Genomic DNA, 16,132 nt, shown 5'->3' with positions numbered 1-16,132 from the left:
AGCCCGCACGACGACGAGGTCAGGTGGGCCCCCCTTCGCACGAGAAGTCGAGGCCAGCATGTCCACCACCGCACTGCCCGGGAGCGCCGCTCCCGACGAGGCGCTCGCGCCGCCGCAGACCTCGCCCGCCCCGACCGGCCCCGTCGTCGGACCGGGCCGGTGGGTCAAGCACTGGGACCCGGAGGACCCGGTCGCCTGGGAGCACGGCGGCCGACGGCTGGCCCGGCGCAACCTCGGGCTCTCGGTCTACGCCGAGTTCCTCGGCTTCTGCGTCTGGGCGCTGTGGAGCGTCGTCGTGCCCCAGCTGCCGGCGGCCGGCATCCCGGTGACGCTCGGCGAGCAGTTCTGGCTCGTCTCGCTCCCCGCGCTCGTCGGCGCGACCCTGCGCGTGCCCTACTCCTTCGCGGTGACGAAGGTCGGCGGGCGCAACTGGACCGTCGTCTCGGCGCTCCTGCTCCTCCTGCCGACCCTCGCGCTCGCCTGGTCGGTGAGCACCCAGCAGGGCTTCGGGGTGCTCCTCGCGTGCGCCGCGCTCGCCGGGCTCGGCGGCGGCAACTTCGCCTCGTCGATGACGAACATCTCCTTCTTCTTCCCCGAGGCCGCGAAGGGCCGGGCGCTCGGCATCAACGCCGCAGGCGGCAACCTCGGCACCGGCATCGTCCAGATGGTCATCCCCGCCGTCGTCGCCGTCGGCGCCGGCATCCACCTCGAGTACGCGGGGCTCGTCATGGTGCCGCTCGTGCTCCTCGCCGCCGTCCTCGCCTGGCGCGGCATGGACAACCTGCGCGAGGCCCGCTCCGACCTCGGCTCCTACCGCGACGCGTGCCGCCGGCGCGACACCTGGGTCATCTCCGTGCTCTACATCGGCACCTTCGGCTCCTTCGTCGGCTACTCCGCCGCCTTCCCCACGCTGCTCGTCAGCCAGTTCCCCGAGCAGTCGCCCTACATCGCCTTCGTCGGCGCGGTCGTCGGTGCGCTCACCCGACCGCTCGGCGGGTCCGTCGCCGACCGGCTCGGCGGCGCCCGGGTGACGATCGCCGCCTTCGCCGTCATGGCCGCCGGGGCGGTCGGGGCGGTCCTCGCGCTCGCCCAGCACTCCTTCGTCCTCTTCGTCGCGAGCTTCGTCGTGATGTTCGCCGGCTCGGGCATCGGCAACGGCGCCACCTACCGGATGATCCCCGCCGTCTTCCGCGCCGGGGTCTCGGCCGCCGACCTGCCCCGGGCCCGTCGCGCCGCCGCCGCCTGCATCGGCATCGCCGGGGCGGTCGGGGCGTACGGCGGCTTCCTCATCCCGCAGGGCCTGCGCCTGGCGCGCACCGAGCTCGGCTCGCTCGTGCCCGCGCTATGGGTCTTCGTCGCCGCCTACGTGCTCATGGGCCTGCTCACCTGGGTGCGCTACGCCCGCCGCGGCAGCGCCCTCGCCGAGCACACCGTCTGACATGACCGACACCCGAGCCACTGACACGCATTGCCCCTACTGCGCGCTGCAGTGCGCGCAGCGGCTCACCGTCGGCGCGGACGGCGTCGTCGAGCCCGCCGGGCGTGCCTTCCCGACGTCGAAGGGAGGGATGTGCCAGAAGGGGTGGACCTCGCCGGCGCTGCTGCGGGCCCCCGACCGTCTCGTCGAGCCGCTCGTGCGCGGCGCCGACGGCGTGCTGGCACCGGCGTCGTGGGACGACGCGCTGGACCTCGTCGCCGACCGGCTGGCGGACCTGCGCCGCGAGCACGGCGCCGACAGCGTCGCCGTCTTCGGCGGCGGAGGGCTGACGAACGAGAAGGCGTACGTCCTGGGCAAGCTCGCCCGGGTCGCCCTCGGCACGGCGATGGTCGACTACAACGGCCGCTTCTGCATGAGCTCGGCGGCCGCGGCCACGAACCGCAGCCTCGGCCTCGACCGCGGCCTGCCCTTCCCCCTCGCCGACCTCGCCGGCGCCGACGCGGTCCTGCTCCTCGGCTCCAACCTCGCCGAGACCTCGCCCCCCGCGGTGGCCCACCTCACCGGGGTGCGCCGGCGGGGTGGCCTCGTCGTCGCCGACCCGCGGCACAGCGCGACCGCCGCGCTCGCCGACGACGGCGCGGGCATCCACCTGCAGCCCCTGCCGGGCACCGACCTCGTCGTCCTGCTGGCGCTGGCCCACGTCGTCCTCGCCGACCGGCTCCTCGACGAGCGGTACGTCACCGAGCGCACGAGCGGGCTCGACGCGCTGCGCTCGGCGGTCGCCCCGTGGTGGCCCGAGCGCGCCGAGCAGGTCTGCGGGGTGCCGGCGCGCACGCTGCGGCGCACCGCCCACCTGCTCGCCGCGGCCTCTCCACACCGCGGCGGCGCGGGCGCCTACGTGCTCACCGGGCGAGGCGTCGAGCAGTCCCGCCAGGGCACCGACACGGTGAGCGCGGCGATCGCGCTCGCGCTCCTCCTCGGTCTCGTCGGCCGGGTCGGCAGCGGCTACGGCGCGATCACCGGTCAGGGCAACGGCCAGGGCGGTCGCGAGCACGGCCAGAAGTGCGACCAGCTGCCCGGGTACCGCTCCATCACCGACCCGGCCGCCCGGGCGCACGTCGCCCAGGTGTGGGGCGTCGACCCCGACGAGCTGCCCGGTCCCGGCATCCCCGCCGTCGCGCTCCTCGACGCCCTCGGGCGACCGGGCGGACCGCGCGCCCTGCTCGTCCACGGCTCGAACCCCGCCGTCAGCGTGCCCGGCAGCTCCGGCGTCCACGAGCGCCTCGCCGCGCTCGACCTGCTCGTCGTGTGCGACCTCGTGCCGTCCGAGACCGCGCTGCTCGCCGACGTCGTCCTGCCGGTGACCCAGTGGGCCGAGGAGGAGGGCACCATGACGAGCCTCGAGGGCCGGGTCCTGCGACGCCGGGCCGCGGTGCTCCCACCGGCCGGCGTGCGCTCCGAGCTGTGGGTGTGGGCCGAGCTGGCCCGCCGGCTCGGGGCGCCCGGCACGTGGTCGAGCGACCCCGCCGAGGTCTTCGACGAGCTGGCCCGCGCCTCCGCCGGGGGCGTCGCCGACTACTCCGGTCTCAGCCACGCCCGGCTCGACGCGGCCGAGGCGAGCGGTGCGGACGACGGCGGCACCGCGCTGCACTGGCCGTGCCCCGCGACGCCGGACGGCACCCCCGACCACCCGGGCACCCCGCGTCTCTTCCTCGACCGCTTCCCCACCCCCGACGGGCGGGCCCGCCTCGTGCCGGTCCGCCACCGCGGGCCCTCCGACGACCTCGGCCCGACCACCCCGGTCTACCTCGTCACCGGTCGGGTGCTCGCGCACTACCAGTCCGGCGCGCAGACCCGTCGGGTGCCCGAGCTCGTGGAGGCGGCCGGTGACCCCTTCGTCGAGGTCCACCCCCTCCTCGCCGAGCGCACCGGCGTCGCCGACGGCGACCTCGTCCACCTCGACGGCCTGCGCGGGCGGGTCACCGCCCGGGTGCGGGTCGACGCCGGGACCCGACCGGACACGGTCTTCATGGCCTTCCACTGGGCCGGGCCGGGCGGCGTCAACGAGATCACCTCGCCCGTCGTCGACCCCGTCTCCTCGATGCCCGAGCTCAAGGTGTGCACGGTCTCGCTCACCCCGGCCGCCGACGCCCCCGGCACGGCCGACCTCGCGGGGGCCGTGCGATGACCCGTGTGCTCGTCGTCGGCGCCGGCATGGTCGGGGCGCGGGTCGCCGACGACCTGCTCGCCGCCGACTCCGCCGGCCGGCTCGACGTCACGGTCCTCGGCGCCGAGGCGACGACGCCCTACAACCGTGTCCTGCTCTCCGACGTCGTCGCCGGGCGGTACGCGGCGAGCGAGATCGGCCTGCCGCCGCTGCCGCACGACCGCCTCGCGGTGCACGAAGGGGTCGCGGTCGCCTCGGTCGACCGGGCGGACCGGTCCGTGACGACGTCCGACGGCCGCCGGCTGCGCTACGACTTCCTCGTCCTCGCCACCGGCGCGAGGGCCCGCGTGCCCGACCTGCCCGGTCTGCGGGGCGGCGAGGGCGGCACGCTGCCGGCCGGCGTCCACCCGCTGCGCACCCTCGGCGACGCGACCGCCGTCGTCGCCGCGAGCCGCACGGCCCGTCACGCCGTCGTCCTCGGCGGTGGGGTCCTCGGGCTCGAGGTCGCGACCGGTCTGCGGCGCCGCGGTCTCGAGGTCGTCGTCGTGCACCCCGGCGCCGGTCTCATGGACCGCCAGCTCGGCAGCCAGGCCGCCGACGTGCTCGCCCGCTCCCTGCACGACCTCGGCGTCGGGCACCGGCTCGGCCGGGGTGCGACGGAGGTCGTCACGACGGCGGGCGCCGACGGCCGGCGCGCCGTCGAGGGAGTGCGCCTCTCCGACGGCGAGGCCGTCCCCGCCGACCTGCTCGTCGTCACGGCGGGCACGGTCCCCGACACCGACCTGGCCCGCGGCGCCGGGCTCGCCGTCGGGCGCGGCGTGCTCGTCGACGAGCACAGCCGCACGGCCGACCCCCGGGTCTTCGCCGTCGGCGACTGCGCCGAGCCGCCCGAGGGCGGCACCGGCCTCGTCGCCCAGGGCTGGGCGCAGTCGGCGCGGCTCGCCGAGCTCCTCACGAGCGGGACGAGACCCCCGGCCCCGGCTCCCACCCCCGCCGGGGACGACGTCGTCCGGGTCAAGGCCCACGGCGTCGACGTCGTGACGATGGGGGTGAGCGGCGGCGCCGACGCGCGCACGCTCGCGCTCAGCGACCCCGCCGCCGGGCGGCACGTCGAGGTGAGCGTCGTCGGCGACCGTCTCGTCGGCGCCACGTGCATCGGCAGCCCGGACGTCGCCGCCGACCTCGTCGTCGCGTACACACGCCGGACCCCGCTGCCCACCGACCCCGCGCGGCTCCTCCTCACCGCCCTCGCCGGCGAGCCCGTCGCCCGCGTGCCCGTCACCGAGATGCCCGACGACCGCGTGGTCTGCCGCTGCTCGAGCGTGACGAAGGGGGCGATCCGCGCCGCCGTCGCCGACGGCGCTCACGACGTCGCCGAGGTCGCCGCCCGCACCCGCGCCAGCACCGGGTGCGGCTCCTGCCGCGCCGACGTCTGCGCCCTCCTCGCCGCCCTCACACCCGCCGACGCCCCCGCGTGAGCACACCGTGACGACGGCGAAACCGCGACCGACACCCGACGACACGTCCGACCGAGAGGCTCCTGCCATGACCCACCACCCGAAGCAGCTCGTCGTCGTCGGCGGCGGCATGGTCGCCCGCCGGCTCGTCGACGCCCTGCGCGAGCGCGACACCGACGGCCGCTGGGCGATCACCCTCCTGTGCGAGGAGCCCCGTGCGCCGTACGACCGCGTCGCGCTGACGTCGTACTTCTCCGGACGCGACCCCGACGACCTCTCCCTCGGCGGCGCGGAGATCTGGGACGACCCGCTCGTGACGATCCGGCGTGGCGTGGCCGCCACCCGGGTCGACCGCGAGATGCGCGAGGTGACGTGCAGCGACGGCAGGGTCCTCCCCTTCGACGAGCTCGTCCTCGCGACCGGCTCCTCGGCAGCGGTGCCCCCGGTGCCCGGCACCGACCTCCAGGGCTGCTTCGTCTACCGCACCATCGACGACGTCGCCGCGCTGCGGCAGTGGGTCGAGGCGCTGCGCGAGCGCCACAACCGGCCGCTGCGCGGTGCGGTCGTCGGCGGCGGCCTGCTCGGGCTCGAGGCGGCCGGCGCCCTGCAGGCGCTCGAGGTCGCCAGCCACGTCGTCGAGTTCGCACCACGGCTCATGCCGATCCAGGTCGACGACGGCGGTGGCGAGGCCCTGCGGCGCCTCATCACCGGGCTCGGCGTCGACGTGCGCACCGGCACGGCCACGTCGCGGATCAGCGGCGAGCGCGGACGGGTGCACCGGATGCACTTCGCCGACGGGCCCGCCCTGCCCGTTGACGTCGTCGTCCTCGCGACGGGGGTCAGGCCCCGCGACGAGCTGGCCCGCGCGTGCGGGCTCGAGACCGGCGAGCGCGGCGGCGTCGTCGTCGACGACGCGTGCCGCACCTCCGACCCGGCGATCTCGGCGATCGGCGAGGTCGCGTGCATCGAGGGCCGGGTGTGGGGCATCGTCGCCCCCGGCTACGCGATGGCCGAGGTCACCGCCGACCGCCTCCTCGGCGGAGCCGCGACCTTCCCGGGCGCCGACACGGCGACGAAGCTCAAGCTGCTCGGTGTCGACGTCGCGAGCTTCGGCGACGCCTTCGGCACCGAGCCCGGCAGCCTCGACGTCGTCGTCTCCGACCCGGTCGCCGGGGTGTACAAGAAGCTCGTCCTGTCCGACGACGCCCGCACCCTGCGCGGCGGCATCCTCGTCGGTGACGCCTCCGCCTACGCCGGGCTGCGCCCGATGCTCGGCCGCGAGCTGCCCGGCGACCCCGTCTCCTACCTCTTGCCCGAGGGCGCGGGCGCTGCTCCCTCGGCCGAGCTGCCCGACGACGCCACGGTGTGCTCGTGCAACAACGTCAGCGCCGGCACCGTGCGCGGGTCGGTCACCGAGCACGCGTGCACCGACCTGCCGGCCGTCAAGGCGTGCACCCGTGCGGGCACGAGCTGCGGGTCCTGCCTGCCGCTCGTCAAGCGCCTCATGACGACCGAGCTCGAGCGCTCCGGCGTCGAGGTGAGCGACGCGCTGTGCGAGCACATCGACCTCTCGCGCGCCCAGCTCTTCGACGTCGTGCGGGTCGGGCGGCTGCGCTCCTTCACCGAGGTCGTCGAGCGGCACGGGCGCGGGCAGGGCTGCGACATCTGCAAGCCGGTCGTCGCCTCGGTGCTCGCGTCCCTGTGGAACGAGCACCCGCTGACGCAGGGGCGTGCCGGCCTGCAGGACACCAACGACCGCTACCTCGCGAACATGCAGAAGGACGGCTCCTACTCCGTCGTCCCGCGCATCCCCGGCGGCGAGATCACCCCGGAGGGGCTCATCGTCATCGGCGAGATCGCCCGCGACTTCGGGCTCTACACGAAGATCACCGGCGGCCAGCGGATCGACCTCTTCGGGGCCCGGCTCGACCAGCTGCCCGACATCTGGCGCCGGCTCGTCGACGCGGGCTTCGAGTCCGGACACGCCTACGGCAAGTCGCTGCGCACGGTGAAGTCCTGCGTCGGCTCGACGTGGTGCCGCTACGGGGTGCAGGACTCGGTCGGCCTGGCCATCGCCCTCGAGGAGCGCTACCGGGGCCTGCGCAGCCCGCACAAGATCAAGCTCGGGGTCTCCGGCTGCGCCCGGGAGTGCGCCGAGGCGCGCGGCAAGGACGTCGGCGTCATCGCCACCGACCACGGCTGGAACCTCTACGTCGGCGGCAACGGCGGCTTCACCCCGCGCCACGCCCAGCTGCTCGCCGAGGACCTCCCCACCGACGAGCTCGTCCGCGCGATCGACCGCTACCTCATGTACTACGTGCGCACGGCAGACCGCCTCCAGCGCACCGCGGCCTGGCAGGAGGACCACGAAGGGGGTCTCGACGCGATCCGGGCGGTCGTCCTCGAGGACTCGCTGGGCATCGCCGCCGACCTCGACGCCGCGATGGCCCAGCACGTCGACACCTACGTCGACGAGTGGGCGGCGGCGCTGGAGGACCCGCAGACCCTGGCGCGCTTCACGACCTTCATCAACGCGCCCGACGCGCACGACGACACCCTCGCCTACGTCGCCGAGCGCGGCCAGGCCCGGCCGGCGACGCCGGCCGAACGATCCGGCCCGGTGCTCGTCGCCGGCACGACCCTGGAGGTGCGCTCATGAGCTGGACGACGGTGTGCGACGTCGAGACCATCGGTCTCGACGAGGCGGTGCTCGCCCTCGTCGACGGCGAGCAGGTCGCCGTCGTGCGCACGGCCGGCGGCGAGGTCTTCGCCGTCGACCAGCGCGACCCGTACAGCGGTGCCCACGTCATGGCTCGCGGCATCGTCGGCACGCGCGGCGACCGGCCGTGCCTCGTGTCGCCGATGTACAAGCAGGTCTTCGACCTGCGCACCGGGGCCTGCCTCGACACCGTCGGCGGGGAGGAGCGGGTGCTGCCGACCTGGCCGGTGCGGGTCGAGGCGGGTCGGGTCCTCGTCGGGAGCGGCCGAAACACCGGCGCAACACCGACGTCATCGCCGGAGCCGTCGTCCGTCGGAGCATGAGGTCATGGCACCTCGACACACGCCGGGCCGCGTCGTCCTCGTCGGCGGCGGACCGGGCGACCCCGACCTGCTGACCGTGCGCGCCCTGCGCCACCTGCGCAGCGCCGATGTCGTCGTCGCCGACCGGCTCGGCCCGACCTCCGTGCTCGACGACCTGCCGCTGCGGGTCGAGATCATCGACGTCGGCAAGGCCCCGGGCCAGCACGCGATGAGCCAGGAGCGGATCGACGAGCTCATCGTCGAGCGGGCCCGGCGCGGTCAGGTGGTGGTGCGGCTCAAGGGCGGCGACCCCTTCGTCCTCGGGCGCGGGGGCGAGGAGGTCCTCGCCTGCCGCGACGCGGGCGTCGAGGTCGAGGTGGTGCCCGGCATCTCCAGCGCCCTCGCGGTCCCCGCGCTCGCCGGGGTGCCGAGCACCCACCGGGGGGTCGTCGGCGCCGTCCACGTCACCCACGGGCACGAGCCCCTCACCGCGACGGCGACGAGCGCCGTCGTCACCGGCGAGGCCACGCTCGTCGTCCTCATGGGCGTCGCCCGCCTGGCCGAGCACGCCGCCTCGCTGCTCGCGGCCGGTGCCGCGCCCTCCACCCCCGTCGCCGTCGTCGAGTCCGGCAGCACGCCCGACGAGCGGGTCACCCGCGCGCCCCTGTCGCAGGTCGCTGCCGTCGCCGCGCAGATCGGTGTGCGCTCCCCCGCGGTGGTCGTCGTCGGGGCGGTGGCTGCGGAGGGCTTCCTCGACGCGCGGGCCCTCGTCGAGGCCGTCGCGTGAGCACCGCGCTCCCGGCAGTCCTCGCCGGCTGCGTCGTCCTCGTCACCGCGGACCGCCGCTCGGCCGACCTCGCCGCCGCGCTGGAGCGTCGCGGCGCGAGCGTGCGGCACGCCCCGGCGCTGACGATCGTGCCGCACACCGACGACGCGCAGCTGCTGCGTGCCACCCGTGACCTCGTCGCGGCCCCGCCCGACGTGCTCGTCGTGACGACCGGGGTCGGCTTCCGCGGCTGGCTCGAGGCCGCCGACGCCGGCGGTCTGGGCGCCGAGCTGCACGAGGTGCTCGCCGGCACGCGCGTCGTCGCCCGCGGCCCGAAGGCCAAGGGCGCGATCATGGCCGCCGGCCTCACCCCCGACTGGGTCGCCGAGTCCGAGACCTCGGCGGAGATCCTGCGTCTGCTCCTCGACGAAGGGGTGAGCGGCCTGCGCGTCGCGATCCAGCACCACGGGGCGGGCGCGGACGGGCTCGACGTCGCGCTCGCCGACGCCGGGGCGGACGTCGCCCCCTTCGTCGTCTACCGCTGGGGACCGCCGCGCGACCCCGAGGCGGTCGCGGCCTCCGTGCGCGACAGCGCCGCCGGGGCGATCGACTGCGTCGTCTTCACCTCTGCCCCGGGGGCGCAGGCCTGGCTCGACGCGGCCCGGGGCGAAGGGGTCCTCGGCGACCTCGTCGCCCGGGCGGCGAGCGGCGGCCTCGTCGCCGCGGCCGTCGGGCCGGTCACCGCAGCGCCCCTGCGCGAGGCGGGCATCGAGCCCGTCGTCCCCGAGCGGGGTCGCCTCGGCGCGCTCGTGCGCGCCGTGCTCGCCCACTACTCCGGCGCCCGGTGCCCGGCCGTGACGACCGTCGCCGGCGAGCTGCAGGTGCGCGGCACGGCGGCCATCCTCGGCGAGCGCGTGCTGCCGCTCTCGCCGAGCGGGCTGGCCGTGCTGCGCGCCCTCGTCGACGCCCAGGGCGCCGTCGTCTCCCGCGAGCAGCTGCTCGGTGTGCTGCCCGGCGACTCCACCGACCCGCACGCGGCCGAGGTCGCCGTGTCACGGGTGCGCGAGGCCGCCGGCCGGCGCGACCTCGTGCAGACCGTCGTCAAGCGGGGCTACCGGCTCGGCGTCCCCGTCTGAGCGCGACCGGGACCGGCCGAGCGGTCAGCGCCCGCCGGTCCAGCTCCAGGCGTACCGGCCGTCGTCGCAGGCCAGTCCCCCTTCGCCGATCTCGAGGGGCCGGAAGGTGTCCACCATGACGGCCGTCTCGTCGAAGTACTCGATGCCGATCGACTTCTCGTAGGCACCCGGCTGCGGCCCGTGGGCGTGCCCGCCGGGGTGCAGGCTGATCGAGCCGCGCCCGATGCCCGAGCCCTTGCGCGCCTCGTAGTCGCCGTCGACGTAGAACATCACCTCGTCGCTGTCGACGTTCGAGTGGTAGTACGGCACCGGGATCGACAGCGGGTGGTAGTCGACCTTGCGCGGCACGAAGTTGCACACGACGAAGTTCCACCCCTCCCACACCTGGTGCACGGGCGGCGGCTGGTGGACCCGGCCGGTGATCGGCTCGTAGTCGGCGATGTTGAAGACGTAGGGGTAGAGGCAGCCGTCCCAGCCGACGACGTCGAGCGGGTGGAAGGGGTAGGTGAAGCGGGTGCCGACGACCCCGCCGGGCCCGTTGCCACGATGGCGCACGAGCACCTCGGTGCTCTCGCCGCGCTCGGCACCGATGTCCTCGGCGAGCAGGGGCCCCTGGGGGCCGCGCAGGTCGCGCTCGCAGTACGGGGCGTGCTCGAGCAGCTGGCCGTGCTTCGAGAGGTAGCGCTTCGGCGGCTGGATGTGGCTGCTCGCCTCGCAGACGTACAGGCGCAGCACGGACCCGTCGGCCGCGTCGGCCGAGGACGCGGGCAGCCAGCGGTGGGTCGTCGCGCGGGGCATGACGACGTAGTCGCCCTTCGCCACCTCGAGCGAGCCGAAGACCGTCTCGACGCGTCCGGCGCCGCGCTCGACGTAGACGAGCTCGTCGCCGACGGCGTTGCGGTACCAGGGGCTCACCGCGCCGGCGACGACGTAGGAGATCCGCACGTCACCGTTGCCGAGGAGGAGGCGGCGGCCCTGCACGGCGTCGACCTCGGCCACTGCGGCGTCGTCCTCGCCGAAGAGGCGGTGCGGCTGCAGGTGCATGGGCTTGAGCGGGTGGTTCGCCGTGAGGGTCTGGTCGGGCAGCTCCCAGATCTCGCTCGCGGTGATCTCGCTGGGGATCTCGCGGTGGTAGAGCAGCGAGCTGTCGCTCGAGAAGCCCTCCTCGCCCATGAGCTCCTCGTAGTAGAGCCCGCCCTCGCCGTCCGGGTGCTGGGTGTGCCGCTTGGGCGGGATGCTGCCCGTCGCGCGGTAGTACGCCATCGCAGACCTCCTGAGCCACCGTCCGACTATCGGACGACTATGTCCTTCTTCCGGACTCATGGTCGCGAGGTCGCCCGGCCCTGTCAAGACGGGGGCGAAGGGGGGTCAGCCCAGTCGCGCGGCGACCTCGGCCGCCGCGGCGACGATCCTCGGGCCGACCGACGCGAGGTCGAGCTCGCCGAGCGAGACGACCCCGACGGAGCCCTCGACACCGCACCCGGGCGGCAGCGGCGCGGCGACCCCGACAGCCCCCGACTGCAGCTCCCCCTTCGTCATCACGGCCCCGAGGTCACCCGCCCGGCCGGCGAGGACCGCCCGGCCGGCGGCGCCCTCGTCGAGGGCGTGCCGGGTGCCGACGCGGTAGGCGACGTGCAGATCGGTCCACGACGGCTCGACGACGACCGCGGCGGCTGCCTCACCGCTCTCGAGGAGGGTGAGGTGGGCGGTCGCACCGATCTCGTCGGCCAGACGGCGCAGGGTCGGGGTGGCGCTCGCCCGGATCCGCGGGCCGAGCGAGCCCGCGAGCTGGGTCAGCCCCATGCCGAGCCGGCAGCGCCCGTCTCCTGCCCGTCCGACGAGGCCGTGGTCGGCGAGGGTCTCGACGAGGCGGTAGACGACGGTGCGCCCCACGCCGAGCTCACGGGCGAGCTCGGCGACGGTCAGGCCACCGGCCGCCTCGGGGCGGGCGAGGACCTCGAGCACACGCAGCCCCCGGTCGAGGGTCTGGACGGACTCGCGCGGCCGCACCGCGCCCTGGCTGTGCTCCGCGTCGGGCATGGGGGCACCCTATGTCCGTGACGGAGGTCGTGCGCTTGACATCGACCCGGGCGGCGCACCACGGTGGAGTCCGCTGCACGGATGATCTCGACCGATAAACGGACACCAGGAGACGCGATGACGCCCGCCCCACCCGCCGCGCTCTTCGCCGGGCTCGTCGACGACGCCGCCGTCTTCCCCCCGGGTCAGGCCCCTCTCCCCCGCGCCCTCGCCGAGCACCACGAGCACCGCGCCGCCTGGTACGCCGCGATGGTCGGGCCGCTCCTCGTCCCCGCCTCCGGCGTCGGCGAGCTCGTGCCCCTCGCCGGCGGCACCCCGGTCGGGGTCGTCGTCGTCGCCCGGCCGGGCACGCCCGCCGCAGACGTGAGCGCCGCGCTCGACGCCACCCACGGCACGGCGCTCGACGTGCGCGGCGTCGAGATCGGCTGGCAGGCCGACTGGCGCTCCCTCCCCTTCGCCGACCGCCCCCTCGTGCTCGAGATCCCGCGCGGCGCCGACCGCGACCGCGCCCTCGCCGACGTCCGCGACGGTCAGCAGGAGGGCCACGCCGTCCAGGCGAAGCTGCGCACCGGCGCCACCCCCACGTGGGAGTGGCCCGACGAGCACGAGCTGGCCCGGCACATCACCGACGTCGTCCAGCTGGGCATCTCGACCAAGCTCACCGGCGGTCTGCACCACGTCGTGCGCGGCGACCACGACGGCGGTCCGCAGCACGGGCTGCTCGACGTGCTCGTCGCCGTCGACGCCGCGATCACCGACGCCCTGGCACCCGACACCGACCGGCTCGCCGAGATCCTCGCCGAGCGCGACCCCGCCGTCCTCGCCGCCGCCGTGCGCACCTGGGACGCCGACCGCACCGACCGCGTCCGCCGCACCCTCACCGCCTACGGGTGCTGCGGCGTCACGGACCCCATCACCGAGCTCGCCGAGCTCGACCTCGTGGCAGGAGCAGCATGACCACCCACCCCTGGCTCGCCGTCGGCACCGACCACCCCTTCGGCCCCCACCACCTGCCCTACGGGTCCTTCTCCGTCGGAGCCGGTGCACCCCGTCTCGGCGTGCGCATCGGCGAGCAGGTGCTCGACGTCGCCGCGGCCGCGCAGGTCTGCCACCGCGACGCACGGCCGTACTCGGGCGGGGACCTCACGGCCCTGCTCGAGGTGCCCCAGGAGTGGGAGCCGACCCGTGCGTGGCTCACCGAGCTCGTCGCCGACGAGGACCGCGCCCCGGTGCTCGCCGAGCACGTGCACGACCTCGACGACGTGACCCTGCACCTGCCCTTCGCCGTCGCCGACTACGTCGACTTCTACGCCAGCGAGCACCACGCCTCGAACGTCGGGCGCATCTTCCGCCCCGACTCCGAGCCGCTCACCCCGAACTGGCGCCACCTGCCGATCGGGTACCACGGCCGCTCGAGCACCGTCGTCGTCTCCGGCACCGACGTGCGTCGCCCCCACGGCCAGCGCAAGGCCCCGGCCGACGCCGCCCCGACCTTCGGCCCGAGCATCAAGCTCGACATCGAGGCCGAGCTCGGTCTCGTCGTCGGCGGGAGCACGCAGATCGGGCAGAGCCTGAGCGTCGACGAGGCCGCCGAGCACCTCTTCGGTGTCGTGCTGCTCGACGACTGGTCGGCCCGTGACATCCAGGCCTGGGAGTACGTGCCGCTCGGCCCCTTCCTCGGCAAGTCCTTCGCGACGACGATCTCGGCGTGGGTCACCCCGATGGTCGCGCTCGAGCCGGCCCGCGTGCCGCTGCCGGCGCAGGACCCGCAGCCGCTGCCCTACCTCACCGGAGCCGCGGCCCGCGGCATCGACCTCGAGTACGAGGTGGAGTGGAACGGCACCGTCGTCTCCCGCCCGCCGTACCGCACGATGTACTGGGCGCCCGAGCAGATGCTCGCCCACCTCAGCGTCAACGGCGCGAAGGTGAGCGCCGGTGACCTCTTCGGGTCGGGCACCATCTCGGGCCCGAAGGCCGGGACCCGTGGCAGCTTCCTCGAGCTGTCGTGGAACGGCACCGAGCCGGTCACCCTCGACGACGGGTCGACCCGCACCTTCCTCGAGGACGGCGACACGGTCACCCTGCGTGCGAGCGCCCCGGGCGCCGGCGGCCGGATCAGTCTCGGCGAGTGCACGGGGACCATCCGCGGCTGACCGGCCCTCCCCCGTCGCCCCGCATGTCGGGCGGCGACGGGGTGGCGGGGCTCAGCGCTGGACGACCTCGGTCCCCGCGAGCTTGTCGTGGATGGTCTGGCGCTGCGGGTCGCGCGCGGCCCACACGTGGTCGACGACGAGCGCCGGCACCGCGAACCAGGAGATCAGCGGCACGCTGCACAGCAGCCACAGCAGGACGACGAGGCTCGTGCGGCGGATCGCCGCGCTCGCCGGGAGCGGGCCGACCGGCTGGCCGACGACGCGCACGGTCGTGCTCGTCGCGAGCTTGCCGACGGTCCCGCCGCGCCGGGTGAGCATGAGCACGTGGTAGATCCAGGCGGTGAGCGCCATGAGCCCGATGGCGATGGTGAACCAGCGCCAGTCGAAGAACGCGACGAGGTCGTCGGGGTCGAGGCGCTGCACCGCGTCGGGGTCACCGACGTTGTCGACGGCGAAGGCGACGTAGTCGGCCATCCACAGCCAGAAGGCCCAGCCCGCCGTGACGACGCCGATCGCCCACACGACGAGCAGGTCGATGAGCCCCGAGGCCAGGCGCAGCCCGAAGCCCGCGAGCGGGCGGCCGTCGGCGGCCACCCCGCCCGCGCCGGGCGCGGTGCGGGGGCCGTCCTGCCACGAGGCCTGCGGTGCCGGCTGCCGCGGGAAGCCGACCGGGGTCGGGTCGACGTGCCCCGGGACGGGCGAAGGGGTGGGCTCGGGCTGCCGGACCGGGGCGCGCTTGGGCACGACCCGCTGCGACCACACGATGCCGTCGAAGTAGCGCAGCTGCTCCGGGTCCTCCGGGTCGTCGTACCAGCCGGCGCGCTCGGGGCTCTGCGTCATGGGCACAGGTTCTCACGACGGCCTGCAGGCCTCCGGCCCGGGCGGCGTCCGGGTGGGGCAGCATGGGCGCGTGACTGACGCGATGCACCTGTGGATGCGGCACGAGACCCGGAGCACGGAACGACGTGCGCCCCTCACCCCGGCCGACGCGGCTCGCGTCGTCGCCGCCGGGCACGCCCTGACCGTCGAGCGCTCCCCGCAGCGGGTCTTCGCCGACGACGAGTACGCCGACGCGGGCGCGACGCTCGCCGACGCGCTGTCCTGGGTGGACGCGCCCGACGACGCCGTCGTCCTCGGTCTCAAGGAGCTGCCCGACGAGCCCGCCGAGCTGCGCCACACCCACGTCTTCTTCGGCCACGCCTACAAGGGCCAGACCGGGGCCCAGGAGCTGCTCGCGCGCTTCCGTCGCGGCGGGGGCCGCCTGCTCGACATCGAGTACCTCACGGTCGAGGGCCGGCGGGTCGTCGCCTTCGGCTACTGGGCCGGCTACGTCGGAGCAGCCCTCGCGGCGCTGAGCACGAGGGGTGCGCTCGAGACGCCGCTGCACCCGATGGAGCGCGAGGAGCTCGACGCGCGCCTGCGCGCGAGCACCGGGCAGGACGAGCGCTACCTGGTGACGGGGGCGCTCGGGCGCAGCGGCACCGGTGCGCGCGACGCGATCGCCGTCGCCGGCTCGCAGGCCACCGCCTGGGACCTCGCGGAGACGGCCGTCCTCGACCGCGAGGCCCTCCTCGCCCACGACGTGCTCGTCAACTGCGTCATGGTCACGGCGCCGGCTCCCCCCTTCGTCACCGACGCAGACCTCGACGACCCGGCACGACGCCTGCGCACGGTCGCCGACGTCACCGCCGACTTCACCAGCGAGCTCAACCTCGTGCCCGTCGTCACGCAGGAGACGACGTGGGAGCAGCCCGTGCGACGGGTCCGCGACGACGGCGCCGGACCGGCCGTCGACGTCATCGCGATCGACAACCTGCCCTCGCTGCTGCCCCGCGAGGCGAGCACGACCTTCTCGGCCGACCTCCTGCCGACCCTGCTGCAGCTGCCCGGTTGCAGCCCGGCGTGGACGGCGGCGCAGCGCTCCTTCGACGAGGCCATGGGCGCACGCGCCTGA

At 75.4% G+C, this 16,132-nt stretch carries 13 protein-coding genes; 10 read left to right on the top strand and 3 right to left on the bottom strand.

The features are described 5' to 3' along the window. The first annotated feature begins 58 nt into the window (after nt 1-58). From ABIB53_RS07845 to ABIB53_RS07815, 7 genes are all read left to right on the top strand, one after another. Entirely contained in the window at nt 59-1,438 is a 1,380-nt protein-coding gene (locus tag ABIB53_RS07845; RefSeq protein ID WP_354587761.1) for an MFS transporter, read from the top strand. A gap of 1 nt (nt 1,439) precedes the next feature. Then, nucleotides 1,440-3,626, top strand: coding sequence for a molybdopterin oxidoreductase family protein (locus ABIB53_RS07840; RefSeq protein ID WP_354587760.1), 2,187 nt, complete (start codon nt 1,440-1,442; stop codon nt 3,624-3,626). Continuing rightward, nucleotides 3,623-5,083: an FAD-dependent oxidoreductase gene (locus ABIB53_RS07835; RefSeq protein WP_354587759.1), complete on the top strand. Its 1,461-nt coding sequence runs from the start codon at nt 3,623-3,625 to the stop codon at nt 5,081-5,083. The genes ABIB53_RS07840 and ABIB53_RS07835 overlap by 4 nt, the downstream gene beginning before the upstream one ends. A 67-nt stretch (nt 5,084-5,150) precedes the next feature. Then, entirely contained in the window at nt 5,151-7,721 is a 2,571-nt protein-coding gene (gene nirB, locus ABIB53_RS07830; RefSeq protein ID WP_354587758.1) for a nitrite reductase large subunit NirB, read from the top strand. Next, nucleotides 7,718-8,104, top strand: coding sequence for a nitrite reductase small subunit NirD (nirD, locus tag ABIB53_RS07825; protein ID WP_191564718.1), 387 nt, complete (start codon nt 7,718-7,720; stop codon nt 8,102-8,104). The genes nirB and nirD overlap by 4 nt, the downstream gene beginning before the upstream one ends. Nucleotides 8,105-8,108: 4 nt before the next feature. Next, on the top strand, nt 8,109-8,870 hold the full coding sequence (cobA, locus tag ABIB53_RS07820; protein ID WP_354587757.1) for a uroporphyrinogen-III C-methyltransferase: 762 nt from the start codon (nt 8,109-8,111) through the stop codon (nt 8,868-8,870). Further along, nucleotides 8,867-9,985 carry a uroporphyrinogen-III synthase gene (locus ABIB53_RS07815; protein ID WP_354587756.1) on the top strand — a complete coding sequence of 373 codons (1,119 nt, stop codon included), beginning with the start codon at nt 8,867-8,869 and terminating at the stop codon, nt 9,983-9,985. Before cobA ends, ABIB53_RS07815 begins: the two co-directional genes overlap by 4 nt. 24 nt (nt 9,986-10,009) lie before the next feature. Here ABIB53_RS07815 and ABIB53_RS07810 read toward each other — a convergent pair whose 3' ends face one another. Together ABIB53_RS07810 and ABIB53_RS07805 are read right to left on the bottom strand one after the other, a co-directional pair. Next, entirely contained in the window at nt 10,010-11,248 is a 1,239-nt protein-coding gene (locus ABIB53_RS07810) for a homogentisate 1,2-dioxygenase (protein ID WP_191564720.1), read from the bottom strand. Nucleotides 11,249-11,353: 105 nt separating this feature from the next. Next, entirely contained in the window at nt 11,354-12,025 is a 672-nt protein-coding gene (locus tag ABIB53_RS07805; RefSeq protein ID WP_354587754.1) for an IclR family transcriptional regulator, read from the bottom strand. Nucleotides 12,026-12,142: 117 nt separating this feature from the next. Between ABIB53_RS07805 and ABIB53_RS07800 the strand changes: the two genes are divergently transcribed. Beyond that, nucleotides 12,143-12,982 carry a hypothetical protein gene (locus ABIB53_RS07800; RefSeq protein ID WP_354587753.1) on the top strand — a complete coding sequence of 280 codons (840 nt, stop codon included), beginning with the start codon at nt 12,143-12,145 and terminating at the stop codon, nt 12,980-12,982. Then, entirely contained in the window at nt 12,979-14,178 is a 1,200-nt protein-coding gene (fahA, locus tag ABIB53_RS07795; RefSeq protein ID WP_354587752.1) for a fumarylacetoacetase, read from the top strand. The genes ABIB53_RS07800 and fahA overlap by 4 nt, the downstream gene beginning before the upstream one ends. Nucleotides 14,179-14,229: 51 nt before the next feature. Here fahA and ABIB53_RS07790 read toward each other — a convergent pair whose 3' ends face one another. Continuing rightward, a complete protein-coding gene (locus ABIB53_RS07790; RefSeq protein WP_354587751.1) occupies nt 14,230-15,018 on the bottom strand; it encodes an RDD family protein in 789 nt (262 codons plus the stop codon). Between the two features lie 70 nt (nt 15,019-15,088). Here ABIB53_RS07790 and ABIB53_RS07785 point away from each other — a divergent pair, with 70 nt between their 5' ends. Further along, entirely contained in the window at nt 15,089-16,132 is a 1,044-nt protein-coding gene (locus tag ABIB53_RS07785; protein ID WP_354587750.1) for a saccharopine dehydrogenase, read from the top strand.

Source organism: Janibacter sp. UYMM211 (assembly GCF_040547045.1).
Lineage (GTDB): Bacteria > Actinomycetota > Actinomycetes > Actinomycetales > Dermatophilaceae > Marihabitans > Marihabitans melonis.
Note: the sequence above shows the minus strand (reverse complement) of the source record. Positions and strands in the feature narration are given on the sequence as shown.

Excerpts from the sequence above, each read along its gene's own strand:
- ABIB53_RS07810 (WP_191564720.1), bottom strand. The coding sequence starts at position 11,248 with ATGGCGTACTACCGCGCGACGGGCAGCATCCCGCCCAAGCGGCACACC.
- ABIB53_RS07840 (WP_354587760.1), top strand. The coding sequence starts at position 1,440 with ATGACCGACACCCGAGCCACTGACACGCATTGCCCCTACTGCGCGCTG.
- ABIB53_RS07805 (WP_354587754.1), bottom strand. The coding sequence starts at position 12,025 with ATGCCCGACGCGGAGCACAGCCAGGGCGCGGTGCGGCCGCGCGAGTCC.
- nirD (WP_191564718.1), top strand. The coding sequence starts at position 7,718 with ATGAGCTGGACGACGGTGTGCGACGTCGAGACCATCGGTCTCGACGAG.
- fahA (WP_354587752.1), top strand. The coding sequence starts at position 12,979 with ATGACCACCCACCCCTGGCTCGCCGTCGGCACCGACCACCCCTTCGGC.
- ABIB53_RS07845 (WP_354587761.1), top strand. The coding sequence starts at position 59 with ATGTCCACCACCGCACTGCCCGGGAGCGCCGCTCCCGACGAGGCGCTC.
- nirB (WP_354587758.1), top strand. The coding sequence starts at position 5,151 with ATGACCCACCACCCGAAGCAGCTCGTCGTCGTCGGCGGCGGCATGGTC.
- ABIB53_RS07835 (WP_354587759.1), top strand. The coding sequence starts at position 3,623 with ATGACCCGTGTGCTCGTCGTCGGCGCCGGCATGGTCGGGGCGCGGGTC.
- ABIB53_RS07800 (WP_354587753.1), top strand. The coding sequence starts at position 12,143 with ATGACGCCCGCCCCACCCGCCGCGCTCTTCGCCGGGCTCGTCGACGAC.
- cobA (WP_354587757.1), top strand. The coding sequence starts at position 8,109 with ATGGCACCTCGACACACGCCGGGCCGCGTCGTCCTCGTCGGCGGCGGA.
- ABIB53_RS07790 (WP_354587751.1), bottom strand. The coding sequence starts at position 15,018 with ATGACGCAGAGCCCCGAGCGCGCCGGCTGGTACGACGACCCGGAGGAC.